The following is a 17,825-nucleotide window of genomic DNA, read 5'->3' on the forward strand; positions in this document are numbered from 1 at the left end:
TTGCACGCAAGATGCCCAAAGCGGCCTAACAACACATTAAGGACGCAGCGATGGTTGAGCGTTGTGGCTGGGCTGGGCCCGAGCAGATTTATGTCGACTATCACGACACCGAATGGGGCGTGCCCGAATATGACAGCCGGGCCTTGTGGGAAAAGCTGATCCTTGATGGATTTCAGGCTGGGTTGAGCTGGATCACGATTCTCAAGAAACGCGATAACTTCCGGGCGGCTTTTGCCGGGTTCGACCCGCATGTGATCGCGGAATGGGGTGAGGATGACGTGCAGCGCCTGCTGGGCAATGCTGGCATCATCCGCCATCGCGGCAAGATCGAGGCCACAATCGGCAATGCCCGCGCGTGGCAAGAGATTGAGGTGCGCGAAGGATTCGATCAGTTCCTGTGGAATTACGTTGATGGCGTGCCACTCCGGACCAATGCCGTACACCGCAAAGACGTCCCAACACAATCGCCGCTATCAGTACAAATCTCAAAGGATCTCAAGAAAGCTGGTTTCCGCTTCTGCGGCCCCACAATTGTCTTTGCGTTCATGGAGGCGACAGGCCTCATGAACAATCATGTCACAGGCTGTTTTCGCCATGATGAATGTGCCGCACTCGCGCGCGTTACTGCGACAGACGCATCGTCGCGTTGAACCTCGGCCAGAAGGGCATCACGATCAGCCGCGCGGCCTATGATATCGTTCAAGCCGATCTTCCCATCCGCTACATCTTGTTCGATGACGTAATAGACAAACGTCAGATAGTTCATGAAGGCGGCGCGGTCCCGCTCAGAGAACCAGGATCGTGTGGGGTTCGCCAGAGCCTCCATGAGTGCCTCGCTGGTCGCCAGATGTTCTGCCAAACCACCAAAATCCCAGAAGGCATGGCCAAGTGTCATCACTGGCTTGTCAAAGTAGAATGCTTGGATTCCGACTGACGAGTTGAGCGTCAGAACACTTTTTGCATGCTTTACCTGCAGGAACGTATCGGTGGAGTTGTCGAGCTTAAGCTTCTCGCCGACATGCCGCTTGATCATATCCCGGAAGGTGACTTGGCTTGACGGATGCTCTTTGATCCGCAAATGCCACCCGCGCGGGAGAGCCTTGGCTGCATTGCATAAGGTCTCGACGTATTGCTCCATTGATTTGAAGCGACCGCCAAAGCTAACTACCTGACTGTCCGTTGGTACCTGCAGGGGACAAAAGATGTACTTGCCCTCGTCTCCCAAATCTCGCGTTAATTGGGACGTATGGGTGCGCTCTGTCACTCTTGCGGCCAGCCTGTCTGCAAGAGATCGCCATTCTTTACGCGCGACACCTGCAGCCCGGGCTTGCCACAGGCGATAATAGTCCATCCGCCGCGGCAGAGAATTCTCAAAATTGACACCGGCTAGATCACAGGTGATCCGTTCCGGAACCGGTGACTCTTCCATATATAGATGCGGGATACCCAGATCCTGCGCGACATCCATAAACAGCCTCCGATGCCCTCGAACGCCATTCCAACATACACAAATATCGGGGCGCGTTTGCATCATTAGCGATGCTATATACCAGGCCTGGCCGCGATAAATGACACGTTTGACTGCTCGCTTAGTGGAGGGTCGATACGACGCTACCAATTCGTCGATCACACGCCGCGTTTTTTCCTTTTGACGAAACTCACGTGGCGGAAACAAATGGGCGCCCGTATGGGGCATATGAATATGGGTCGTGCGTGGCCCGCAAAGGGCTTGCTGAAGCGCATTGATGCGATCACGGCTATGACCACGGATCAGAACCCGGGCCTCGTTTGAAAGAGGAGCGATGTTGAATATTTGAGTGGAACCATGCTTCTCGGGAAGCCTCGCAGAAGCTAGGAAATGTCGATCTAGATCGGCATCATCTTTTTGAACAAATGCATGATCGCAGTGCGTTTGCAGCCCATTGTCTTTCGCCTGTTCTGTCGATTTCAACTGCAAGGTCAAGTTCCTTTCGCCAAGAAGAAAGGCAAAGGAAATGGTGATCACGACGCGTTTTGATGAAGATCAAGCCGCGCTGCCGTTTCGCGCTGAGAATGATCGAATACGCTGAATCAGCTCGTTTGCCTGTGTTTTTCGGGCCAAATGGATCCCGCACGCGCAAACTGATGGTCAAATGCAAAAGGATTTTGATATTTGGATGAAGATTATGCTGCGATTTGGTCGCGGGCCACGTTAGTTCGGCCTGATTAACATCAATACGTCACCTTGATGTCGCATGACTGTCACAGGAGTTGGGTGGTCTTGTTTACCAGCGGTTGAGCGCATCTTCATCTGCAGTTTTAGCGGCTACCCAATCGGCGCTGTCAGATGTGATCTCTTTCTTCCAAAAGGGCGCGCGGGATTTCAGGTAGTCCATCAGGAAATCGGCTGCGGCAAAGGCGGCGGCGCGGTGGGCGGCGGCGGTGGCCACCATCATGATCGGGGCGCCGGGGGAAAGCGTGCCATGCCGGTGGATAACGAGCGCATCGGCGAGGTTCCAACGCGCCGTGGCTTCATCCACGATCTTGCCAATCGCGCGTTCGGTCATGCCGGGGTAATGTTCGATCTGCATCTCGGTCAGATCGCCGTTAGTATCGCGTACCACTCCGGTAAAGCTGACCACCGCGCCGACATCCGTGTGGCCTTGCGCAAAGGCATTCAGTTCCGCGCCCGCGTCAAATGGCTCGGTCTGTACGCGGACGAGCATCTAACCACCAGTCATCGGTGGAAAGAACGCCACTTCGCGCACGCCTGAAAGTGACGCATCGAAATCCGACAGTTCCTGATCAAGCGCCACCCGTAAGGCACTGATGTCCGCGAATGCGGCCTCATAACGTTCTTCGCGGCCCCGCAATTCAGCGATCAGATCATTGACGGTGGCGGCCTCTGTCTCGACCGTTTCCTGCGGGATGCCGATCCGTTCGCGGACCCAGGCAAAATACATCACATTCATGTCGCACCATCCTTCAAATAGGGCCGCGCCTTCTGGAAATAGTCCCAGCCGCTGGCTAATGTCAGCACCCCGGCGAGCCACAGCATGATTATGCCGCCCCACCAGCTGATATTCATGCCCTGGTACTTCCACCGCAGGCCCAGGTCATCCGGGCCGGTCCCTGTGATCGCCGCCTCCACCATTTCAGAGGTCATGGCGAGCGACTGCATGCCAAAGTAGTGTTCAAACGCGCCGGTGGCAAAGAGCATGGCGATGGCGACCATCTGCGCGGTGGTCTTCCATTTCGCAAGCTTGGTGACTTTCAGTGTACCTGCAGTGTCGCCGAGGAACTCGCGTAGGCCAGAGACAAATACCTCGCGAAAGATGATCACGGTGGCGGGCAGCAGGATCCATGGGTTCATGCCGGAAAAGCCGGTGATCACGATCAGCGCGATGATCACCATCGCCTTGTCAGCAATCGGGTCCAGCATTGCGCCCAGCTTGGTCTCCTGCTTCCACGCGCGGGCGAGGTAGCCGTCAAGAAAATCCGTCAACGCGGCCACGACAAAAAGAACCAGCGCAAACCAATCCGCCCAGGGCCGGTGGAAATAGAGAAACATCACCACCACGCCCGGCGCTGCGGCAAGGCGCAGGATGGTGAGGATATTGGGCAGGTTCAGCGTCATATCCAAAGTCGTAGCGTGGCCTGCGAGCGGATGCCAGACCATACATGCGTCGGCCTAGCGCTGCGGCAGGTTGCCCCAGTGCCGAGGACAGTCATGACAGGGCCGGGACCGTTGGCGGGACATCGTCACCTGCAGTAAGGTGCATCGCAGGGGCGTTTGTAAGGGCCAGCGTGATGCGGCGGTTTGGTATCATTGTGTTTTCCGTTCTTCTGGCGTTGCTCGCGCTCGGGTTTTTCCTGCTGCCGCCCTTGCCGATCACGGTCACGCAGGCGCAGATCAACACGGCCATTGCGGACAGGTTGCCTTTTGAGACCCAGCAAGATGTCGGTTCTGCAGTGATCAATGCGGGGACGGTTACGTTAAGCGCAGGCAACCGTGTCGAGACCGAGTGGGCGGTGACAGCAACCTCGCCCATGTATCGCGGCGATGTTGCCATCTCAGCCGCCTTGCAGATTCAGTATCAGGACGGGGCGTTCTACTTGCGGGATCTGGACTACCGGGAGATTGCGCTTGACTTTGCAGAAGAGGGTGCGACCGAGACGACGCGTAGGGATTTGGGTGACCTTCTGGTGCAAGGTGCCCGGACAGCTTTGCAGGCCGTAACGGATGACGCTGTGGCGACCACGGCTTTCGACCCCGAACTGACCTCTGCGCTCAAAGAGCTTTTTGGCCGTATCTTGCAGACGTTTCTGAACGCCTTCCCGATCTATGATCTGAGGTCGGCGGGCGGCAATATCGCTTTGGCCGCCCTGGTTCTGGATGAGGTTCGCATTGATGATGGCGTAGTTACAGTGACCTTTGCGGCGCAAAGGCTGATCAGTCAGGTCGCCGTCGCTGTTCTTTTCGTTCTCGTTTTGCTGCTCTTCGCCGGACGCAATGCGCCCTTCGGACGTAGCTGAGTCCGCTAGCAGTCAGCCGTTTTCGTGAAAGAAGTCATAGATCGTCTGTGCCATATTGGCTGAGACGCCGTCGACGGCCTTGAGATCGGCAAGGTTGGCGCGCGCCACTGCCTTGGCTGATCCGAAATGTGCAAGCAATGCGCGTTTGCGCGTGGCCCCGACGCCGGGAATGTCATCAAGCGGTGTAGCGCCGATGGCCTTGGAGCGTTTCGCGCGGTGGGTGCCGATGGCAAAACGGTGGACCTCGTCCCGCATCCTTTGGATGAAGTAGAGCACCGGGTCGTTGTGGCGCAGTGCCATGACGGGTTTGCCTGTGCGGTAGAATTCCTCTTTCCCGGCATCGCGATCTTCACCCTTGGCCACGCCGACCATCGGGATGTCGGCGACGCCCAGGTCATCCATGATCTCTTGCACGGCACTCACCTGACCCGCGCCGCCGTCGATCAAGAGAAGATCGGGCCACGTGCCTTGCGCCCTTTCAGGGTCTTCTTTCAAGAGGCGTTGGAACCGGCGGGTCAGCACCTCTTTCATCATGCCGAAATCATCGCCCGGCGTGATCTTTGTGTCCTTGATGTTGAACTTGCGGTACTGGTTCTTATCGAACCCGTCCGGCCCCGCCACGATCATCGCCCCCACCGCATGCGCGCCCTGGATGTGGGAGTTGTCGTAGACCTCGATGCGTTCAGGTGTCTTTGCGAGGTCGAATGCCTCGGCCACGCCTTTGAGCAATTTGGTCTGCGTTGCCGTCTCGGACATCTTGCGGGCGAGGCTTTCGCGGGCGTTGCGCAAGGCCGATTGCACCAGTTCCGCCTTTTCACCGCGCTGGGGGATTACGATCTCGACCTTGCGCCCTGCCTTTTCGCACAGGGCGGCGGCCATCAGGTCATCGTTATCGAGCCCGTGCGAGAGGATCAGCATCCGGGGCGGTTCGCGATTGGAATAGAACTGGCCGACAAATGCCTCCATCACCTCGGCAGGGTCTTCGTCGCCGCTGATGCGGGGGTAGTAGTCGTGGTTGCCCCAGTTCTGGTTGGCGCGGATGAAAAAGACCTGCACACAGGCCTGGCCGCCGTCACGGTGCAGTGCGATCACATCGGCCTCTGCCGTGGATTGCGGGTTGATGCCTTGCGCCGATTGTACCTGGGTCAGCGCCTTGATCCGGTCGCGCAAGGCGGCGGCGCGCTCAAACTCCATCTCGGCGGCGGCGTCCTGCATCTGTTGGGCCAGCGCCTCCTGAATGCCCTTGGTGCGGCCTTGCAGGAATTGTTCGGCGTCGCGGACGGAGGCCGCATAATCCGCTTCACTGATCAGCCCGCAACAGGGGCCGGAACAGCGCTTGATCTGGTATTGCAGGCAGGGGCGCGTGCGGGTCTCAAAATCCGAATCGGAGCAATTGCGCAGCAGAAATGCGCGCTGCAACTGGTTGAGCGTCCGGTTCACAGCCCCCGCGCCAGCAAAGGGGCCGTAATAGTCGCCCTTCTGTTTCTTCGCGCCGCGATGCTTCTTGATCATCGGGAAGGGGTGGTCCTTGGCGACGAGGATATTCGGAAAGCTCTTATCGTCCCGCAACAACACGTTGTAGCGCGGCTTGAGCTGTTTGATTAGGTTCTGTTCGAGAAGCAGCGCCTCGGTCTCGGTCCGCGTGGTCAGGAACATCATCGACGCGGTCTCGCGGATCATCCGCGCGATCCGGGGCGAGTGCTGGCCGGGGCGGCTGTAGCTGCTGACGCGGTTCTTCAGATTCCGCGCCTTGCCGACGTATAGCACCCGGCTCTCGGCATCGAGCATGCGATAGACACCGGGCGAGGAATCCAGCGTACGCAAATAGCCATGGATCACGTCATATCCGGTGGATGTGGTGTCGCTCATGCCTGGCTCGTGATTCTGGTTTGGCTGCAATGGTAACGCAGCGGGTACAAGAGGAAAGGCATCCACTTTTTCTGTGGATAAGTCCGTGGGTGAATTGCGGGCAGCGTGGATTTTCCTTTGTATTTGGCTGACTTCGTCGAGTTGCCTAAAAATTAGGCAGTAACTCAAGATACTGATTTCATTCAGTATTTTTCTTCACGTTTTGGTAACACATTGATAAATAGAGCATTTGTAAACAGTTTGTGAACCTTTGACGACGCCCGTGCGTAAGTCTGACGCGCGGTTACTCAACCCCAAGCACATCGGGGGTTTCCCAGGCCAGATGTTGCCCTCCGTCAACGGCCAGCATTTGCCCTGTTACCGCAGGCGCGTCGAGGAAATATCCAAGGGCGGCGGTGATGTCGGCAGGGTTCGCGCCGCGTTTCAGCACCGTCGCCGCGCGCTGCCTGTCGAAATGCGTTTTGCTTTGCCGATGGCCCTGCAATGTCGGCCCCGGGCCGATGCCGTTGACCCGGATTTTCGGGGCAAGCGCCTGCGCCGTCGTCCGTGTCATCGCCCAGAGGCCCATCTTGGCGATCGTGTAGCTCATGAATTCGGGCGTGAGTTTATGCACGCGCTGATCGAGCATGTTGATGACGAGAGCTTGGGCGACCGGCTCATTCATTTCGTCATGGATCGGCTCTGGTGCTTGCTGCGCAAAATGCTGGGTCAGGACGAAGGGCGCGCGCAGGTTCGATTCCAGATGCCGGTCCCAGCTTTCCCGCGTGGCGGTCTGGATCGTGTCATATTCAAAGATCGAAGCGTTGTTGACCAGGCAAGTGAGCGGGCCGCCAAGGGCGTCTACGGCGCGTGGGATCAGGTCTTGCGTGGCGGCTTCATCCAACAGGTCGGCTTGTAGCGCCATGGCGTCGCGCCCCATGGCTTTCAGTTTCGCCACGGTCTCTTCCGCGCCTGCCTGCGATCCGGCGTAATGCACGGCCACATCATAGCCGCGCTGGCCAAGATAAACCGCCATGGCTTGCCCCAGTCTTGCGCCTGCGCCGGTCACAAGTGCCTTCATTTGCCGCCCTTTTCGCAATTACACGGGCCCTTGCCGATGCGATAGCGGTTGCATTTGGGGCATTTGGCGCTGGCCAGCCGGTCTTGCCCTGGAAACCGCAGCTTGCCGAAAATGCCCAGCACCATCATGAAGGCGAGAAAGAAAAAGATCGCCTTGAGGATCACAGGCCGAACCTCGCAAAGGCCGCCCGCTCTTCGAGGCCCGCAAGCGTGTCATCGACAAAGCGCGCGCCGAACCGTGCCAGAAGTGGTTTCTTCTGGTCGTAGCGGCGGAATTTCACCTTCTCGCCAAAGCGCTCTTTCATCACCGGGGCCAGATGACCGATGCCGTCCGCAAGCCCCGCATCGATGCCTTTCTGGCCGATGAAGACTTCGCCTGTGAAAAGCTCGGGGTTGTCAGAAAGCTTCAGCCCGCGCCGTGACTTCACGTATTCGATAAAGGTCGCGTGCAGATCTTCGAGCCAGCCTTTCAGCTTTTTCACATCTGCAGGCTTTTCGGGGCGGAAGGGATCAAGCAACGATTTTGACTTTCCAGCCGTATGGACGCGCCGCTGCACGCCAACCTTCTCAATGGCCTCATGCACGCCGAACCCGGCGCTGATCACACCGATGGAGCCGGTAATGGAGCAGCTATCGATGAAGATCTCATCGGCAGCACAGGCCAGCCAATAGCCGCCCGAGGCCGCGACATCTTCGACAAAGGCGAAAACCGGCACCTTCTTCTCATCCGCCAGACGCCGGATACGCGAGGCGATCAACGAAGATTGGACAGGAGAACCACCAGGGCAGTTGATCTCCAATGCGACCGCAGCGGGTTTGCCCCGGCTGAAGGCCTTCTCAATGACGGGTGCAAGGCTGGGGTTATCAAGGCCCCGGCCCGAATTCATGATCGCACCCTGCAGCCGTATAACGGCAACCAGCGGATCAGATTGCATAAAGGGGATGAATCTTTTCATGCGCCCCTACTTAGGCCTTCTGTCAGGGCACACAAGGCCTACTGCCTGATCCGCCAGCCTGTACGGAAAATCCACCAGATCGTCGCCAGACAAATGCCGGTGAAAAGCGCGATCGCAAACAGCGAAATGCCAATCCCCACATCTGCGGTGCCAAAGAATGACCAGCGGAAACCGCTGATCAGATAGACGACCGGATTGAACAGCGTGATCGTCTGCCAGACCGGCGGCAGCATCGTAATTGAGTAGAACGACCCTCCAAGGAAGACGAGCGGTGTGATCACGAGAAGCGGGATCAATTGCAGTTGCTCAAAGTTGCCCGCCCAAATGCCAATGATGAACCCTAGAAGGGAGAAACTGATACAGGTCAGAATGAGAAAAGCGATCATCGCGAGGGGGTGGGCGATCTGGATTTCGACGAAGAAAAACGCCGTGATCAGGATGATTACCCCGATGAACAATGCCTTGGTCGCCGCGGCCCCGACATAACCCATGACAATTTCGAGGAAGTTCACAGGTGCCGACAGAAGCTCATAAATCGTGCCGATGAATTTGGGGAAATAGATGCCGAAACTGGCGTTTGAGGTCGCCTGCGTCATGACCGACAGCATGATGAGGCCCGGCACGATGAAGGCGCCGTAGCTCACCCCTTCGACCTGATCGATCCGGCTGCCGATGGCTGCGCCGAAGACCACAAAGTAGAGCGATGTGGACAAGACGGGTGAGATCAGGCTTTGCGTCAATGTGCGGAAAAACCGCTTCATCTCAAACATATAGATCGTGTAGATCGCTTGCAGGTTCATGACGTTTCCTTCACCAGACCGACAAAGATGTCTTCGAGACTGCTTTGCGCCGTTTGGATATCTTTCATTTGCAGCCCGGCCTTTTGCAGGTCGTTGAGCAAGGTTGTGATGCCGGTGCGTTCGCCGGATGTGTCGTAGCTGTAGGTCAGGCTCAGCCCGTCATCGGCGCGCGTCAGGTTGTAGGCGTTGAGCGTGTCGGGGATGTCCGCCGCCGCCTCCGCCAGATCAATGCGCAACTGCTTTTGCCCCATCTGCGCCATCAAATCGGCCTTGTCCTGCACGAGCAGGATTTCGCCTTTGTTGATCACGCCGATGCGGTCCGCAATCGCCTCGGCCTCTTCAATGTAGTGCGTGGTCAGGATGATGGTCACGCCAGAGGCTTTGAGGCCTGCCACAACCTCCCACATATCCTTGCGCAGTTCCACATCGACGCCAGCAGTCGGTTCGTCCAGAAACAGCACCCGTGGCTCATGGCTAAGCGCCTTGGCGATCAGCACGCGCCGCTTCATGCCTCCCGAAAGGGTCATGATCTTGCTGTTCTTCTTATCGCTCAGCGAAAGCTGTTCAAGGATGCCGTCGATATACGCATCGTTGCGCGCCTTACCGAACAGACCCCGCGAAAAGCTGACCGTGCTCATCACCGTCTCAAACGGTTCAAGATTGATCTCTTGCGGTACCAGCCCAATCAGATTGCGGGCTGCCCGAAAGTCTGTCTGTGTGTCATGCCCGCCCACGGTGATCGTTCCCGACGTGGGCACCGTGATGCCGCAAATCGTTGAGATCAGCGTTGTCTTCCCCGCGCCATTCGGGCCAAGCAAAGCGAGGATTTCACCCTCTTCGATATCGATATTGACGGATTTCAATGCCTCAAAACCGCCCTCATAGGCTTTGCGCAGGTTTTGGACAGAAACGATTGCGGACATGGAGTGGGCCTTTGGCTGGGTGCGGGGAACCTAGTGTGCCGTCTGCCAGAGGAAAAGAGGAATAACGTGAAGACTGCACTGTGCAAAATTGCAGAGTGTGTAGCGAGCATTCGCTTGATTTGTGCGGTTGCCTTTGCGTGGCTCCCATTTATGGCAGCGCAATATGCGCTCGACAGGATGTGGTGCTTGGTTGTCAGCAGATGGCGCGTTATCAGCGCAACATGGACAAAATCCTGATCTCAGCCTGTCTGCTCGGGCGGCCCTTGCGATATAACGGCACGGCCAAGGCGTCAGGTTCCGATGCGATCCTTGATGCGTGGCAAGCAAAGGGTCGGCTGGTGGCAATCTGTCCGGAGGTTGCGGTGGGTTTTCCGACACCTCGCCCGCCAGCGGAGATTGCTGCGCTGGGCGATGGACGGAATGCGGCCTCGCAGGGCGCGGATGTTTTGGCGGGGCAGGCGGCTGTGGTGGAAAAGACCGGTCGCGATGTGTCGGACCTCTACCGGCGGGCGGCCAGCGATACCGTCGAATTGGCGACCCGGCATGGGTGTCGCCATGCGGTGCTAACGGATGGCTCGCCCTCTTGTGGGTCAAGCTTTATCTATGACGGTAGTTTTACGGGCGTGACCAAAGCCGGAATGGGCACGACCGCTGCGGCGTTGCGGCAAGCCGGTGTGCGGGTCTGGGCCGAGACAGAGATTGCAGCGCTCAACGTGCTGCTATCGGAAAGCTAATAAAGCTTCGTGCGGTAGGTTTCCTCAAGCCGATCATTGAGCCGCCGCATCTCATCAGGATCATCCGGCCTGCCACTCGTCTGATCCAGAACGATTTCGATGAGCGACGGCATCTCGCGCCGGTCTTGGTGCTGGCTGGGGTCCCACAGCTTCGACCGGCGAAAGGCCTTGGCGCAATGGATGAAGATCTCTTCAATACTCACGATGATCGCGGTCAGGGGCACACGCCCGTTCACCGCGCTGTCCGCAAGCAGCTTGGGGTCACGCGTGATCCTGGCGGTGCCGTTCACGCGCAGCGTTTCGTCAAAGCCGGGGATGATGAAAAGCAGGCCGACGGCTGGATTGGCGAGGATGTTGGCTTGCGTATCAAGGCGGTTGTTGCCGGGCCGGTCGGGGATCAGCAGCGTGGTCTCGTCGAGCACTTGAACAAAGCCAGGAGCATCACCGCGTGGGCTGACATCGGCCTGCTCGTCAGGGCGCTGCGTTCCGATACAGAGGAACGGCGCACGTGCAATGAGTTCCCGCGCATGTTTGTCGAGCTGCTTCACGCTTTTCTTCGCGGCGATGGGTGTGACTTGCGGAAAGAGTGCCCGCAACGCCTCCTCATCATTGATCAGATAAGCGGGGTCGAGCGGGTATTGCGACATCGTCAACGATCCTTTCGCATGGAGGCCAAAGCCATGACGGGTTTTGGATAGCGCGGATCGGCAGCAAAGTCATGAGGCGCCTGGTCGGGCGGACGTTTTCTGCAAACAGTTAAGGTCTTTGGATAGGTTACAAAAAAGCCCTGCCGCGCGATAGGGCGATGCGCGGCAGGGCCTTTGGAACTGCAGTGATGCAGTATGTTCTTATGGCAGCAACACGCTGTCGATCACGTGGATCACACCGTTTGAGGCGATGATATCCGCAGTCGTCACCGTGGCATCGTCAACCTTCACACCGTTGGTGCCGTCAATATGCACTTCTTCGCCATTCACGGTCGCAACCGAGAGGCGCTGACCGGCAAGCTGGTCGGATGTCACAGCGCCGGGGACAACGTGATAGGTCAGGATCGCTGTCAGCTGGTCCTTGTTTTCGGGCAGCAGCAGGTTGTCGACCGTGCCGGCTGGGAGTGCAGCAAACGCCTCATCAGTTGGGGCGAAGACGGTGAAGGGCCCTTCGCTTTTTAGCGTATCGACGAGGCCAGCCGCTGTAACAGCGGCAACGAGCGTGTTGAAGTTGCCATTGGAGGCGGCGATATCGACGATATCAGGTTCGCTCTCCATCGGCGCACAAGCGGCGGCAACGGCCACGCCTGCCGCGAGGATGACTGACTTCAATGCAAAACGACGGTTCATGGGAGTGTCCTTTCAAGTCCCTGTTAACGCCATTGTTACGAGGGCTTAGCCAGACTGGTTGTCATTCTGACAATGAGTTTATGGGCTGTATTATAGTGATCCGAAGTGTCGCACTTGGCGTAGGGACGCCTCATGTTTCGCGACAATGCTGCCGGAATGCTTTTTTCAGCATATCCAATTCGTCGCGTAATAGGTTCAGTTCCGCGCGGATATCACCGGCCAGCGCCTCGCCCGCCAAAAGGTCCAGACTGCCAAGCCGACGCCCATGATCATCGCTTACCACAAACGTCTGGATGCCGTCGCTGATCAGGTGCAGTGGCACTGGAAATGTGACCCGCCAGGTGCCGATTTCGTCTCCTTGACTGACGGTGACGCCTTCAATCTCGGCCCCCTGATGGATAACCGATATCCTCGGCTCATCAGAAACTGAACCCGCAATCTCGCCTTCCCAGATGCCGCCCTGCAGCTGTGTTTTGGTGAGTATCAGGTCGCTCATCTCATGATCCTCAAATGTCCGCGCGCGGGTGGCGGCAGAAGGTCAGATCGCGCAGGGTGATCTGGTTCATCTTTGGGCTTTCGAACATCAGGTCGACCCACATCCGCTCTGCCCGTTTTTCGTTGAGCTGGCTGTAGGCGAGGTCGAACTCCACCATGGTTTCGGGCGTGTCATCGGGCAGGGTCAGCAGAATCTGCTCGGTATTGGGTCCATTGAGGACGTTGATCCGGGCATAGATGGTAATTGGCTGTTCCCGTTCGATAACGCCTGCCAGTTGGATGACATGGCGCCTGCGCAGGTCGGCACAAGCCTCGGTCGGGATCTCGATAACCAGCGACAGATAGCTGCCCTGGAAATGAAATATGTCGATCTGCACGCCAAAAGGTGCTGCATTCTGCTTGCGCGTGTTACGCACCTGCCGGATCGCAATTTCGGCCAATGGGCAGTCGTGAAAGAGCGTGAGCTCGTTTCCAAGCGGCGTTCTGTTCTGCGCATTGGCGGCGCCGGGCGCGGCGAAGGCCGCTTGCCAGGCTTTGGGGCGCCAGGACCAGTCGGTGCCGGTAGGGCGAGGTGGTGCTGTCGCTTCGACAGATGGCAGCGCCATCCGCGCCTCTGCGGTGTGCACAATTTCTTGCAAGGGACGCTGCAATTGACGGGCCTGCTGGCGCAGGTTTTTCAAGGTGCCCAGGTCGGTGTCGTGTGCCGCCCGCGCTGCCAAGCGCCACCGCTTCAACATCCGTCGATGCAGAAAGTGTCCGATGGGGCCTTGCGGGCTGAGGGGCATTGCGGGTTGTGTCCTTATTCCTGCCGCCCAGTGTGCCAAGCCTGCGCTGCAATGCAAATAGCCTAAGCTTCGGGGTCGTCCGCCGGCGTCTCGGTCGGCTCATCTGGTGGTGCCTTCACTCCGCCAAGCACAAGCTTCAAAAGCCCCGCCCCCGGGCCATCTTGCAAGGGCGCAGAGGTCAACCCGCGCACCGCGATCGTCACCAGACGCCCGTTTACATCCGTAAAGGCGCGCCATTCCTCGCCCTGCAGGCCGGGGAGGGGCGGTGTGCCCTTGTCGACAAAGTGGACCATGACCCGGTTGTTGAACGCCTGGGTTGACAGGATTGTCACGTCACTGTCCTTGCCATCGGCGCTGAGAAGCGCGTTCCCGGCATCGGTGATCAGGAAGTCACGCAGCGGGATTTCGGCGTCTTTTACGGCGCCGCTATCGGGCGGGCCAACCTGGATCGTCGCAACGCCAACCACCTTGGGCGCCGGGCCGGGATCACCAAGCGTTGCGCAAGGTGCAAGGACGGCAAAACCGTTACGCAGCTGGCTGGATGGGCCATCGACGCAGTAGCCCTCTGGTGTCGTCGCGATGACGGTACCATCGGCGAGTGCCACGGTTTTGGCGGGTGCGGTGGGCGTGCAGGCCGCGCAGGCGGAAGCCAGCGCAAGGCCTGCAAAAAGGCGCAGCATTCTGTTCAGAGATCCATGTAGATGTGTTTTTCGCCCTTGGCACCGGGATGGGTCAGCGCGCCTTTGCGCGCCCCACCCACAAGCTGCGCGTATTTCCAGAGCGCGCCGGAGGCATAGATCGTCTCTTTCGGGCCTTTCCAGTCTGCTTTGCGCTGGGCGAGGTCTTCTTCGCTGAGATCAACTTTCAATTCGCCAGTGATGGCGTTGATCGTGATCATGTCGCCATTCTGCAAAAGGCCAATCGGCCCGCCATGGGCGGCCTCTGGCCCCACATGGCCCACGCAGAACCCGCGTGTGGCGCCCGAAAAGCGGCCATCGGTGATGAGCGCCACTTTCTTGCCCATGCCCTGACCGGACAGGGCGGCGGTCGTCGCCAGCATCTCGCGCATGCCCGGCCCGCCAGAGGGGCCTTCGTTCCGGATGACGATCACTTCGCCTTCTTCATACTGGCGCGCCTTGACCGCCTCGAACGCGTCTTCTTCGCATTCAAAAACGCGGGCGGGGCCGGAGAAGCTTTGCTCTTCTTCGCTCATCCCCGCGACTTTCACGATGGCCCCATCGGGGGCGAGGTTGCCTTTAAGGCCGACAACGCCGCCCGTCGGGGTCAGCGGTGTTTCAACAGGATAGACAACGCGGCCATCCGCCTCGCCTTTGATCATGTCGAGCTCTTCGCCCATGGTGCGGCCGGATGCGGTCATGCAATCTTCATGGATCAGGCCAGCCTTGCGGAGTTCCTTCATCACGATGGGCACGCCACCCGCCTCGTAAAGGTCCTTGGCCACATATTGCCCGCCCGGTTTCAGATCGACGAAATAGGGCGTGTCGCGGAAGATGTCGCAGACGTCGAAGAGGTCAAAATCAATCCCGGCCTCGGCGGCGATGGCGGGCAGGTGCAGACCTGCATTGGTCGACCCGCCGGTGCAGGCCACGATCCGTGCAGCGTTTTCCAGGCTCTTCCGGGTCACAATATCGCGGGCGCGGATGTTCTTTTCGATCAGGTTCATAACCGCCTCGCCCGAGGCCACGCCGTATTGGTCGCGGCTTTCGTAAGGGGCGGGCGCGCCGGAGGAATTGAGAAGGGCAAGCCCCACAGCCTCGGACACGCAGGCCATGGTGTTGGCCGTAAACTGGCCTCCACAGGCACCGGCGCTGGGGCAGGCGACCCGTTCCAGAACTTCAAGCTCTGCATCCGACATATTGCCCGCCTGATGTTTGCCGACCGCCTCAAAAACGTCCTGTACGGTCACGTCTTTGCCTTCAAGGCGACCCGGCAGGATCGACCCGCCATAGATAAAGACGGATGGTACATTCAGTCGCACCATCGCCATCATCATGCCAGGCAGGGACTTGTCGCAGCCCGCCAGCCCCACAAGCGCGTCATAGCAATGCCCGCGCATCGTCAGTTCAACCGTATCGGCGATGGCTTCGCGCGATGCCAGCGAGGAGCGCATCCCCTCATGCCCCATCGCGATCCCATCGGTGACGGTGATGGTGGTGAACTCACGGGGTGTCCCAAACGCCTTTTTGACACCCAGCTTCACCGACTGCGCCTGCCGGTTCAGGGCGATGTTGCAGGGTGCCGCCTCGTTCCAGCAAGTCGCAACGCCGACCCAAGGCTGCTGGATCGCCTCTTCATCCAGACCCATCGCGTAGAAATAGGACCGATGCGGCGCGCGCGATGGGCCTTCGGTTACGTGGCGGCTGGGCAGATTGGTTTTGTCGACCTTGCCTTTGAGCATCTGAACTTCTCCCGGAAAACTGCTGCGTTCGGGTCTAAATAGTGGGTGGCCGGGGTGCAAGGTTGAAGTCGCGGTTGCAGGGTGATGCCCACGCGGCATAGGGTCCGGCATGGCCGACGCTTACGCACCGCATCGCGACTTTATCCGCCCTGCGCAAAACGTGACCCACCCGAGCAATATCGTCACGGTCGGGGCCACGTTCCTTGCGGCGTTCTTCGCCTTCCCGGTCATTCTGATGGCCTTTCTGCCGGAACGGGCACAGACCGCGTTCTATGACGCGATCACCCCGGTCGCAGCCCTCGCGCAATTTGCGATTTTCGGGGTCTCGGCCTGGGTCTTTGTCAAGGCATTGCGTCGCGTGCACGGCCGCGGTTTCTGGTCGCTGATCGGGCCTTATCACGCCGCCTGGTTCGACTTTCGCAAAACGACGGTGGCGGTGGGCATGATCCTGTTGATCACACAGGTCATTATGCCGCTGGGATCATGGGGCGAGCCGGCCGAAATCCGCAACATCACCTTATGGCTGGCGCTGTTGATGCCCGCAGTTTTTGTCATCCTGATCCAGGTCACAACCGAAGAGATCATCTTTCGCGGCTATCTCCAGCAGCAGCTCGCCTGTCTTTCCACCAATCCATGGGTCTGGATGGGCCTGCCATCGCTTCTCTTTGGGATCTGGCATTTCTGGAACGCCAACAGCACTGCAGAGGGGCTTGTCTATGTCTTCTGGGCCACGCTTCTGGGTCTTGCCTGCGCGGATCTGACGGCGCGCACGGGCAATCTGGGTGCGGCCATCGGCCTGCACTTGGCCAATAACCTCGCCGCGGTTCTGTTTGTCGGGATCGAAGGCTGGCCCATGTCGGGGCTCGCCCTGATCATATACCCTTATGAGGACCCTGACATCATCAGCGCGGAAATCGCTGCTGTTGCAGGGATTTGGATGGCTTTCAGCATGGTGACCACCGGACTTTCGGTGTTGATTATGTGGCTCAGCGCGCGGATCAGTTTGAAACGATGACAACACCAACCTTTTCGGACCCATTTGAAAGTTTTGTAGCACCTGCCCGCGCTTATCCGGCACTCTGGCGGGTGATCGTCGGGGTGGTGGCCTGGGTTGTGCTGACCTTTGCCTTCGCCATCGCGCTATCGGCAGCTGTCACATATCTTGCGCCAGCCCTGGTGGCGGATCGGGCGATCTTTGACGGCGGGACCCCACTTGGCGTCGTGTCTTTCCTGGGCGTCTTTATGGGCGCTTTCTTTGCGGTCTGGCTCGTGGCGCGCGTGTTACATAAACGCGGCTGGCGCAGTCTGATGGGCCAAGGCAAGGTCGCACGCAATTTCGCCATTGGCGCTGGCCTGTTCCTCACGTTGCAGGCGATCAATATCGGGGTGTGGCATCTGTTTTACGACAGCACCCCGAATGTCTCATGGGATGTTTTTCTGGCCTGGCTGCCGGTTCTGGTCATTGCCCTGATCTTTCAGACCGGCGCGGAGGAGCTGATGTTTCGCGGCTACCTGATGCAGCAGATGGCAGCGCGCTTTCGTTCCCCGATCATCTGGATGGCGATCCCCCAAATCCTGTTCGCGCTCTTGCATTTCAACCCGACCAGCTATGGGCCGATCACGTGGCTGATCATCGGTGTGATTTTCATCCTCGCGATGCTTTGGGCGGACCTTGCCCGGGTGACGGGAAATCTAGGGGCGGCCTGGGGCTGGCATTTTGCCAATAACCTCATCGTATTTGGCGTTTTTGGTTCGCCGGGCGAAATGGATGGGCTTGCGCTGCGAGTGACGCCTTATGACGTCGTTGATACCCCGCCGCTGGCCTATCTGGGCTTCGTGGTCATGCTGGTGCTGACCTGGGCCATCCTGCGCCGCCTCTTGCGCGCCTGATTGCATTTCCCCCGCCTGCGGCATATTTGACAGGCAATAACAC

At 58.7% G+C, this 17,825-nt stretch carries 21 protein-coding genes; 5 read left to right on the forward strand and 16 right to left on the reverse strand.

The genetic code is table 11. The annotated features are described in order from the left end of the window. The first annotated feature begins 50 nt into the window (after positions 1-50). Positions 51-650 (forward strand): DNA-3-methyladenine glycosylase I, encoded by a 600-nt coding sequence (locus tag SLH47_RS09885; RefSeq protein WP_320239324.1) that lies wholly within the window; start codon positions 51-53, stop codon positions 648-650. Here the strand turns inward: SLH47_RS09885 and SLH47_RS09890 are convergent. The 4 genes from SLH47_RS09890 to pgsA form a co-directional block, all read right to left on the reverse strand. Beyond that, positions 572-2,005 (reverse strand): hypothetical protein, encoded by a 1,434-nt coding sequence (locus tag SLH47_RS09890; RefSeq protein WP_320239325.1) that lies wholly within the window; start codon positions 2,003-2,005, stop codon positions 572-574. The genes SLH47_RS09885 and SLH47_RS09890 overlap by 79 nt on opposite strands. A gap of 259 nt (positions 2,006-2,264) precedes the next feature. Beyond that, entirely contained in the window at positions 2,265-2,705 is a 441-nt protein-coding gene (locus tag SLH47_RS09895; RefSeq protein ID WP_320239326.1) for a molybdenum cofactor biosynthesis protein MoaE, read from the reverse strand. Next, positions 2,706-2,951, reverse strand: a complete 246-nt coding sequence (gene moaD, locus SLH47_RS09900) for a molybdopterin converting factor subunit 1 (RefSeq protein WP_320239327.1) — start codon at positions 2,949-2,951, stop codon at positions 2,706-2,708. Next, positions 2,948-3,616: a CDP-diacylglycerol--glycerol-3-phosphate 3-phosphatidyltransferase gene (gene pgsA / locus SLH47_RS09905; RefSeq protein WP_320239328.1), complete on the reverse strand. Its 669-nt coding sequence runs from the start codon at positions 3,614-3,616 to the stop codon at positions 2,948-2,950. The genes moaD and pgsA overlap by 4 nt, the downstream gene beginning before the upstream one ends. A gap of 173 nt (positions 3,617-3,789) precedes the next feature. Here pgsA and SLH47_RS09910 point away from each other — a divergent pair, with 173 nt between their 5' ends. After that, positions 3,790-4,515: a hypothetical protein gene (locus SLH47_RS09910; protein ID WP_320239329.1), complete on the forward strand. Its 726-nt coding sequence runs from the start codon at positions 3,790-3,792 to the stop codon at positions 4,513-4,515. A gap of 12 nt (positions 4,516-4,527) precedes the next feature. On the opposite strand, the gene uvrC is transcribed toward SLH47_RS09910, so the two are convergent. The 6 genes from uvrC to SLH47_RS09940 all read right to left on the reverse strand — a co-directional run bounded on the left by uvrC (position 4,528) and on the right by SLH47_RS09940 (position 10,122). Beyond that, positions 4,528-6,384: an excinuclease ABC subunit UvrC gene (gene uvrC, locus SLH47_RS09915; protein WP_320239330.1), complete on the reverse strand. Its 1,857-nt coding sequence runs from the start codon at positions 6,382-6,384 to the stop codon at positions 4,528-4,530. 283 nt (positions 6,385-6,667) lie between these two features. Continuing rightward, entirely contained in the window at positions 6,668-7,444 is a 777-nt protein-coding gene (locus SLH47_RS09920; RefSeq protein ID WP_320239331.1) for an SDR family oxidoreductase, read from the reverse strand. Continuing rightward, on the reverse strand, positions 7,441-7,608 hold the full coding sequence (locus tag SLH47_RS09925; RefSeq protein ID WP_320239332.1) for a hypothetical protein: 168 nt from the start codon (positions 7,606-7,608) through the stop codon (positions 7,441-7,443). Before SLH47_RS09925 ends, SLH47_RS09920 begins: the two co-directional genes overlap by 4 nt. Beyond that, a complete protein-coding gene (locus SLH47_RS09930; RefSeq protein WP_320239333.1) occupies positions 7,605-8,399 on the reverse strand; it encodes a S49 family peptidase in 795 nt (264 codons plus the stop codon). Before SLH47_RS09930 ends, SLH47_RS09925 begins: the two co-directional genes overlap by 4 nt. Positions 8,400-8,437: 38 nt before the next feature. Next, on the reverse strand, positions 8,438-9,199 hold the full coding sequence (locus SLH47_RS09935) for an ABC transporter permease (RefSeq protein WP_320239334.1): 762 nt from the start codon (positions 9,197-9,199) through the stop codon (positions 8,438-8,440). Beyond that, positions 9,196-10,122, reverse strand: a complete 927-nt coding sequence (locus tag SLH47_RS09940) for an ABC transporter ATP-binding protein (protein ID WP_320239335.1) — start codon at positions 10,120-10,122, stop codon at positions 9,196-9,198. Before SLH47_RS09940 ends, SLH47_RS09935 begins: the two co-directional genes overlap by 4 nt. Positions 10,123-10,322: 200 nt before the next feature. On the opposite strand from SLH47_RS09940, the gene SLH47_RS09945 reads away from it, so the two are divergent. Then, positions 10,323-10,856, forward strand: a complete 534-nt coding sequence (locus SLH47_RS09945) for a DUF523 domain-containing protein (protein WP_320239336.1) — start codon at positions 10,323-10,325, stop codon at positions 10,854-10,856. Here SLH47_RS09945 and SLH47_RS09950 read toward each other — a convergent pair. From SLH47_RS09950 to ilvD, 6 genes are all read right to left on the reverse strand, one after another. Continuing rightward, positions 10,853-11,503: a pyridoxamine 5'-phosphate oxidase family protein gene (locus SLH47_RS09950; RefSeq protein ID WP_320239337.1), complete on the reverse strand. Its 651-nt coding sequence runs from the start codon at positions 11,501-11,503 to the stop codon at positions 10,853-10,855. The two genes, SLH47_RS09945 and SLH47_RS09950, sit on opposite strands and share 4 nt — an antisense overlap. A 201-nt stretch (positions 11,504-11,704) precedes the next feature. Further along, positions 11,705-12,193 (reverse strand): fasciclin domain-containing protein, encoded by a 489-nt coding sequence (locus SLH47_RS09955; RefSeq protein WP_320239338.1) that lies wholly within the window; start codon positions 12,191-12,193, stop codon positions 11,705-11,707. Positions 12,194-12,323: 130 nt separating this feature from the next. Further along, positions 12,324-12,689, reverse strand: coding sequence for a hypothetical protein (locus tag SLH47_RS09960; protein WP_320239339.1), 366 nt, complete (start codon positions 12,687-12,689; stop codon positions 12,324-12,326). A gap of 10 nt (positions 12,690-12,699) precedes the next feature. Beyond that, on the reverse strand, positions 12,700-13,473 hold the full coding sequence (locus SLH47_RS09965; RefSeq protein ID WP_320239340.1) for a DUF6478 family protein: 774 nt from the start codon (positions 13,471-13,473) through the stop codon (positions 12,700-12,702). A 62-nt stretch (positions 13,474-13,535) separates the two neighbouring features. Then, positions 13,536-14,153: a dihydroxy-acid dehydratase gene (locus tag SLH47_RS09970; protein WP_320239341.1), complete on the reverse strand. Its 618-nt coding sequence runs from the start codon at positions 14,151-14,153 to the stop codon at positions 13,536-13,538. A 5-nt stretch (positions 14,154-14,158) separates the two neighbouring features. After that, positions 14,159-15,892 (reverse strand): dihydroxy-acid dehydratase, encoded by a 1,734-nt coding sequence (gene ilvD / locus SLH47_RS09975; protein WP_320239342.1) that lies wholly within the window; start codon positions 15,890-15,892, stop codon positions 14,159-14,161. A 109-nt stretch (positions 15,893-16,001) separates the two neighbouring features. On the opposite strand from ilvD, the gene SLH47_RS09980 reads away from it, so the two are divergent. Together SLH47_RS09980 and SLH47_RS09985 are read left to right on the forward strand one after the other, a co-directional pair. Further along, positions 16,002-16,907 carry a type II CAAX endopeptidase family protein gene (locus SLH47_RS09980; protein ID WP_320239343.1) on the forward strand — a complete coding sequence of 302 codons (906 nt, stop codon included), beginning with the start codon at positions 16,002-16,004 and terminating at the stop codon, positions 16,905-16,907. Next, the gene (locus tag SLH47_RS09985; RefSeq protein ID WP_320239344.1) at positions 16,904-17,782 is read left to right on the forward strand and encodes a type II CAAX endopeptidase family protein; all 879 of its coding nucleotides are present in this window, start codon (positions 16,904-16,906) and stop codon (positions 17,780-17,782) included. Before SLH47_RS09980 ends, SLH47_RS09985 begins: the two co-directional genes overlap by 4 nt. The last annotated feature ends 43 nt before the right edge of the window (positions 17,783-17,825 follow it).

Source organism: Cognatiyoonia sp. IB215182, from assembly GCF_033963905.1.
Classification (GTDB): Bacteria; Pseudomonadota; Alphaproteobacteria; order Rhodobacterales; family Rhodobacteraceae; genus Yoonia.

Coding starts and splice junctions, on each gene's coding strand:
- SLH47_RS09945 (WP_320239336.1), top strand. CDS start 10,323: ATGGCGCGTTATCAGCGCAACATGGACAAAATCCTGATCTCAGCCTGT.
- SLH47_RS09960 (WP_320239339.1), bottom strand. CDS start 12,689: ATGAGCGACCTGATACTCACCAAAACACAGCTGCAGGGCGGCATCTGG.
- SLH47_RS09970 (WP_320239341.1), bottom strand. CDS start 14,153: ATGCTGCGCCTTTTTGCAGGCCTTGCGCTGGCTTCCGCCTGCGCGGCC.
- SLH47_RS09950 (WP_320239337.1), bottom strand. CDS start 11,503: ATGTCGCAATACCCGCTCGACCCCGCTTATCTGATCAATGATGAGGAG.
- SLH47_RS09985 (WP_320239344.1), top strand. CDS start 16,904: ATGACAACACCAACCTTTTCGGACCCATTTGAAAGTTTTGTAGCACCT.
- SLH47_RS09955 (WP_320239338.1), bottom strand. CDS start 12,193: ATGAACCGTCGTTTTGCATTGAAGTCAGTCATCCTCGCGGCAGGCGTG.
- moaD (WP_320239327.1), bottom strand. CDS start 2,951: ATGAATGTGATGTATTTTGCCTGGGTCCGCGAACGGATCGGCATCCCG.
- pgsA (WP_320239328.1), bottom strand. CDS start 3,616: ATGACGCTGAACCTGCCCAATATCCTCACCATCCTGCGCCTTGCCGCA.
- SLH47_RS09965 (WP_320239340.1), bottom strand. CDS start 13,473: ATGCCCCTCAGCCCGCAAGGCCCCATCGGACACTTTCTGCATCGACGG.
- SLH47_RS09940 (WP_320239335.1), bottom strand. CDS start 10,122: ATGTCCGCAATCGTTTCTGTCCAAAACCTGCGCAAAGCCTATGAGGGC.
- SLH47_RS09930 (WP_320239333.1), bottom strand. CDS start 8,399: ATGAAAAGATTCATCCCCTTTATGCAATCTGATCCGCTGGTTGCCGTT.
- SLH47_RS09980 (WP_320239343.1), top strand. CDS start 16,002: ATGGCCGACGCTTACGCACCGCATCGCGACTTTATCCGCCCTGCGCAA.
- ilvD (WP_320239342.1), bottom strand. CDS start 15,892: ATGCTCAAAGGCAAGGTCGACAAAACCAATCTGCCCAGCCGCCACGTA.
- SLH47_RS09895 (WP_320239326.1), bottom strand. CDS start 2,705: ATGCTCGTCCGCGTACAGACCGAGCCATTTGACGCGGGCGCGGAACTG.
- SLH47_RS09920 (WP_320239331.1), bottom strand. CDS start 7,444: ATGAAGGCACTTGTGACCGGCGCAGGCGCAAGACTGGGGCAAGCCATG.
- SLH47_RS09935 (WP_320239334.1), bottom strand. CDS start 9,199: ATGAACCTGCAAGCGATCTACACGATCTATATGTTTGAGATGAAGCGG.
- uvrC (WP_320239330.1), bottom strand. CDS start 6,384: ATGAGCGACACCACATCCACCGGATATGACGTGATCCATGGCTATTTG.
- SLH47_RS09885 (WP_320239324.1), top strand. CDS start 51: ATGGTTGAGCGTTGTGGCTGGGCTGGGCCCGAGCAGATTTATGTCGAC.
- SLH47_RS09910 (WP_320239329.1), top strand. CDS start 3,790: ATGCGGCGGTTTGGTATCATTGTGTTTTCCGTTCTTCTGGCGTTGCTC.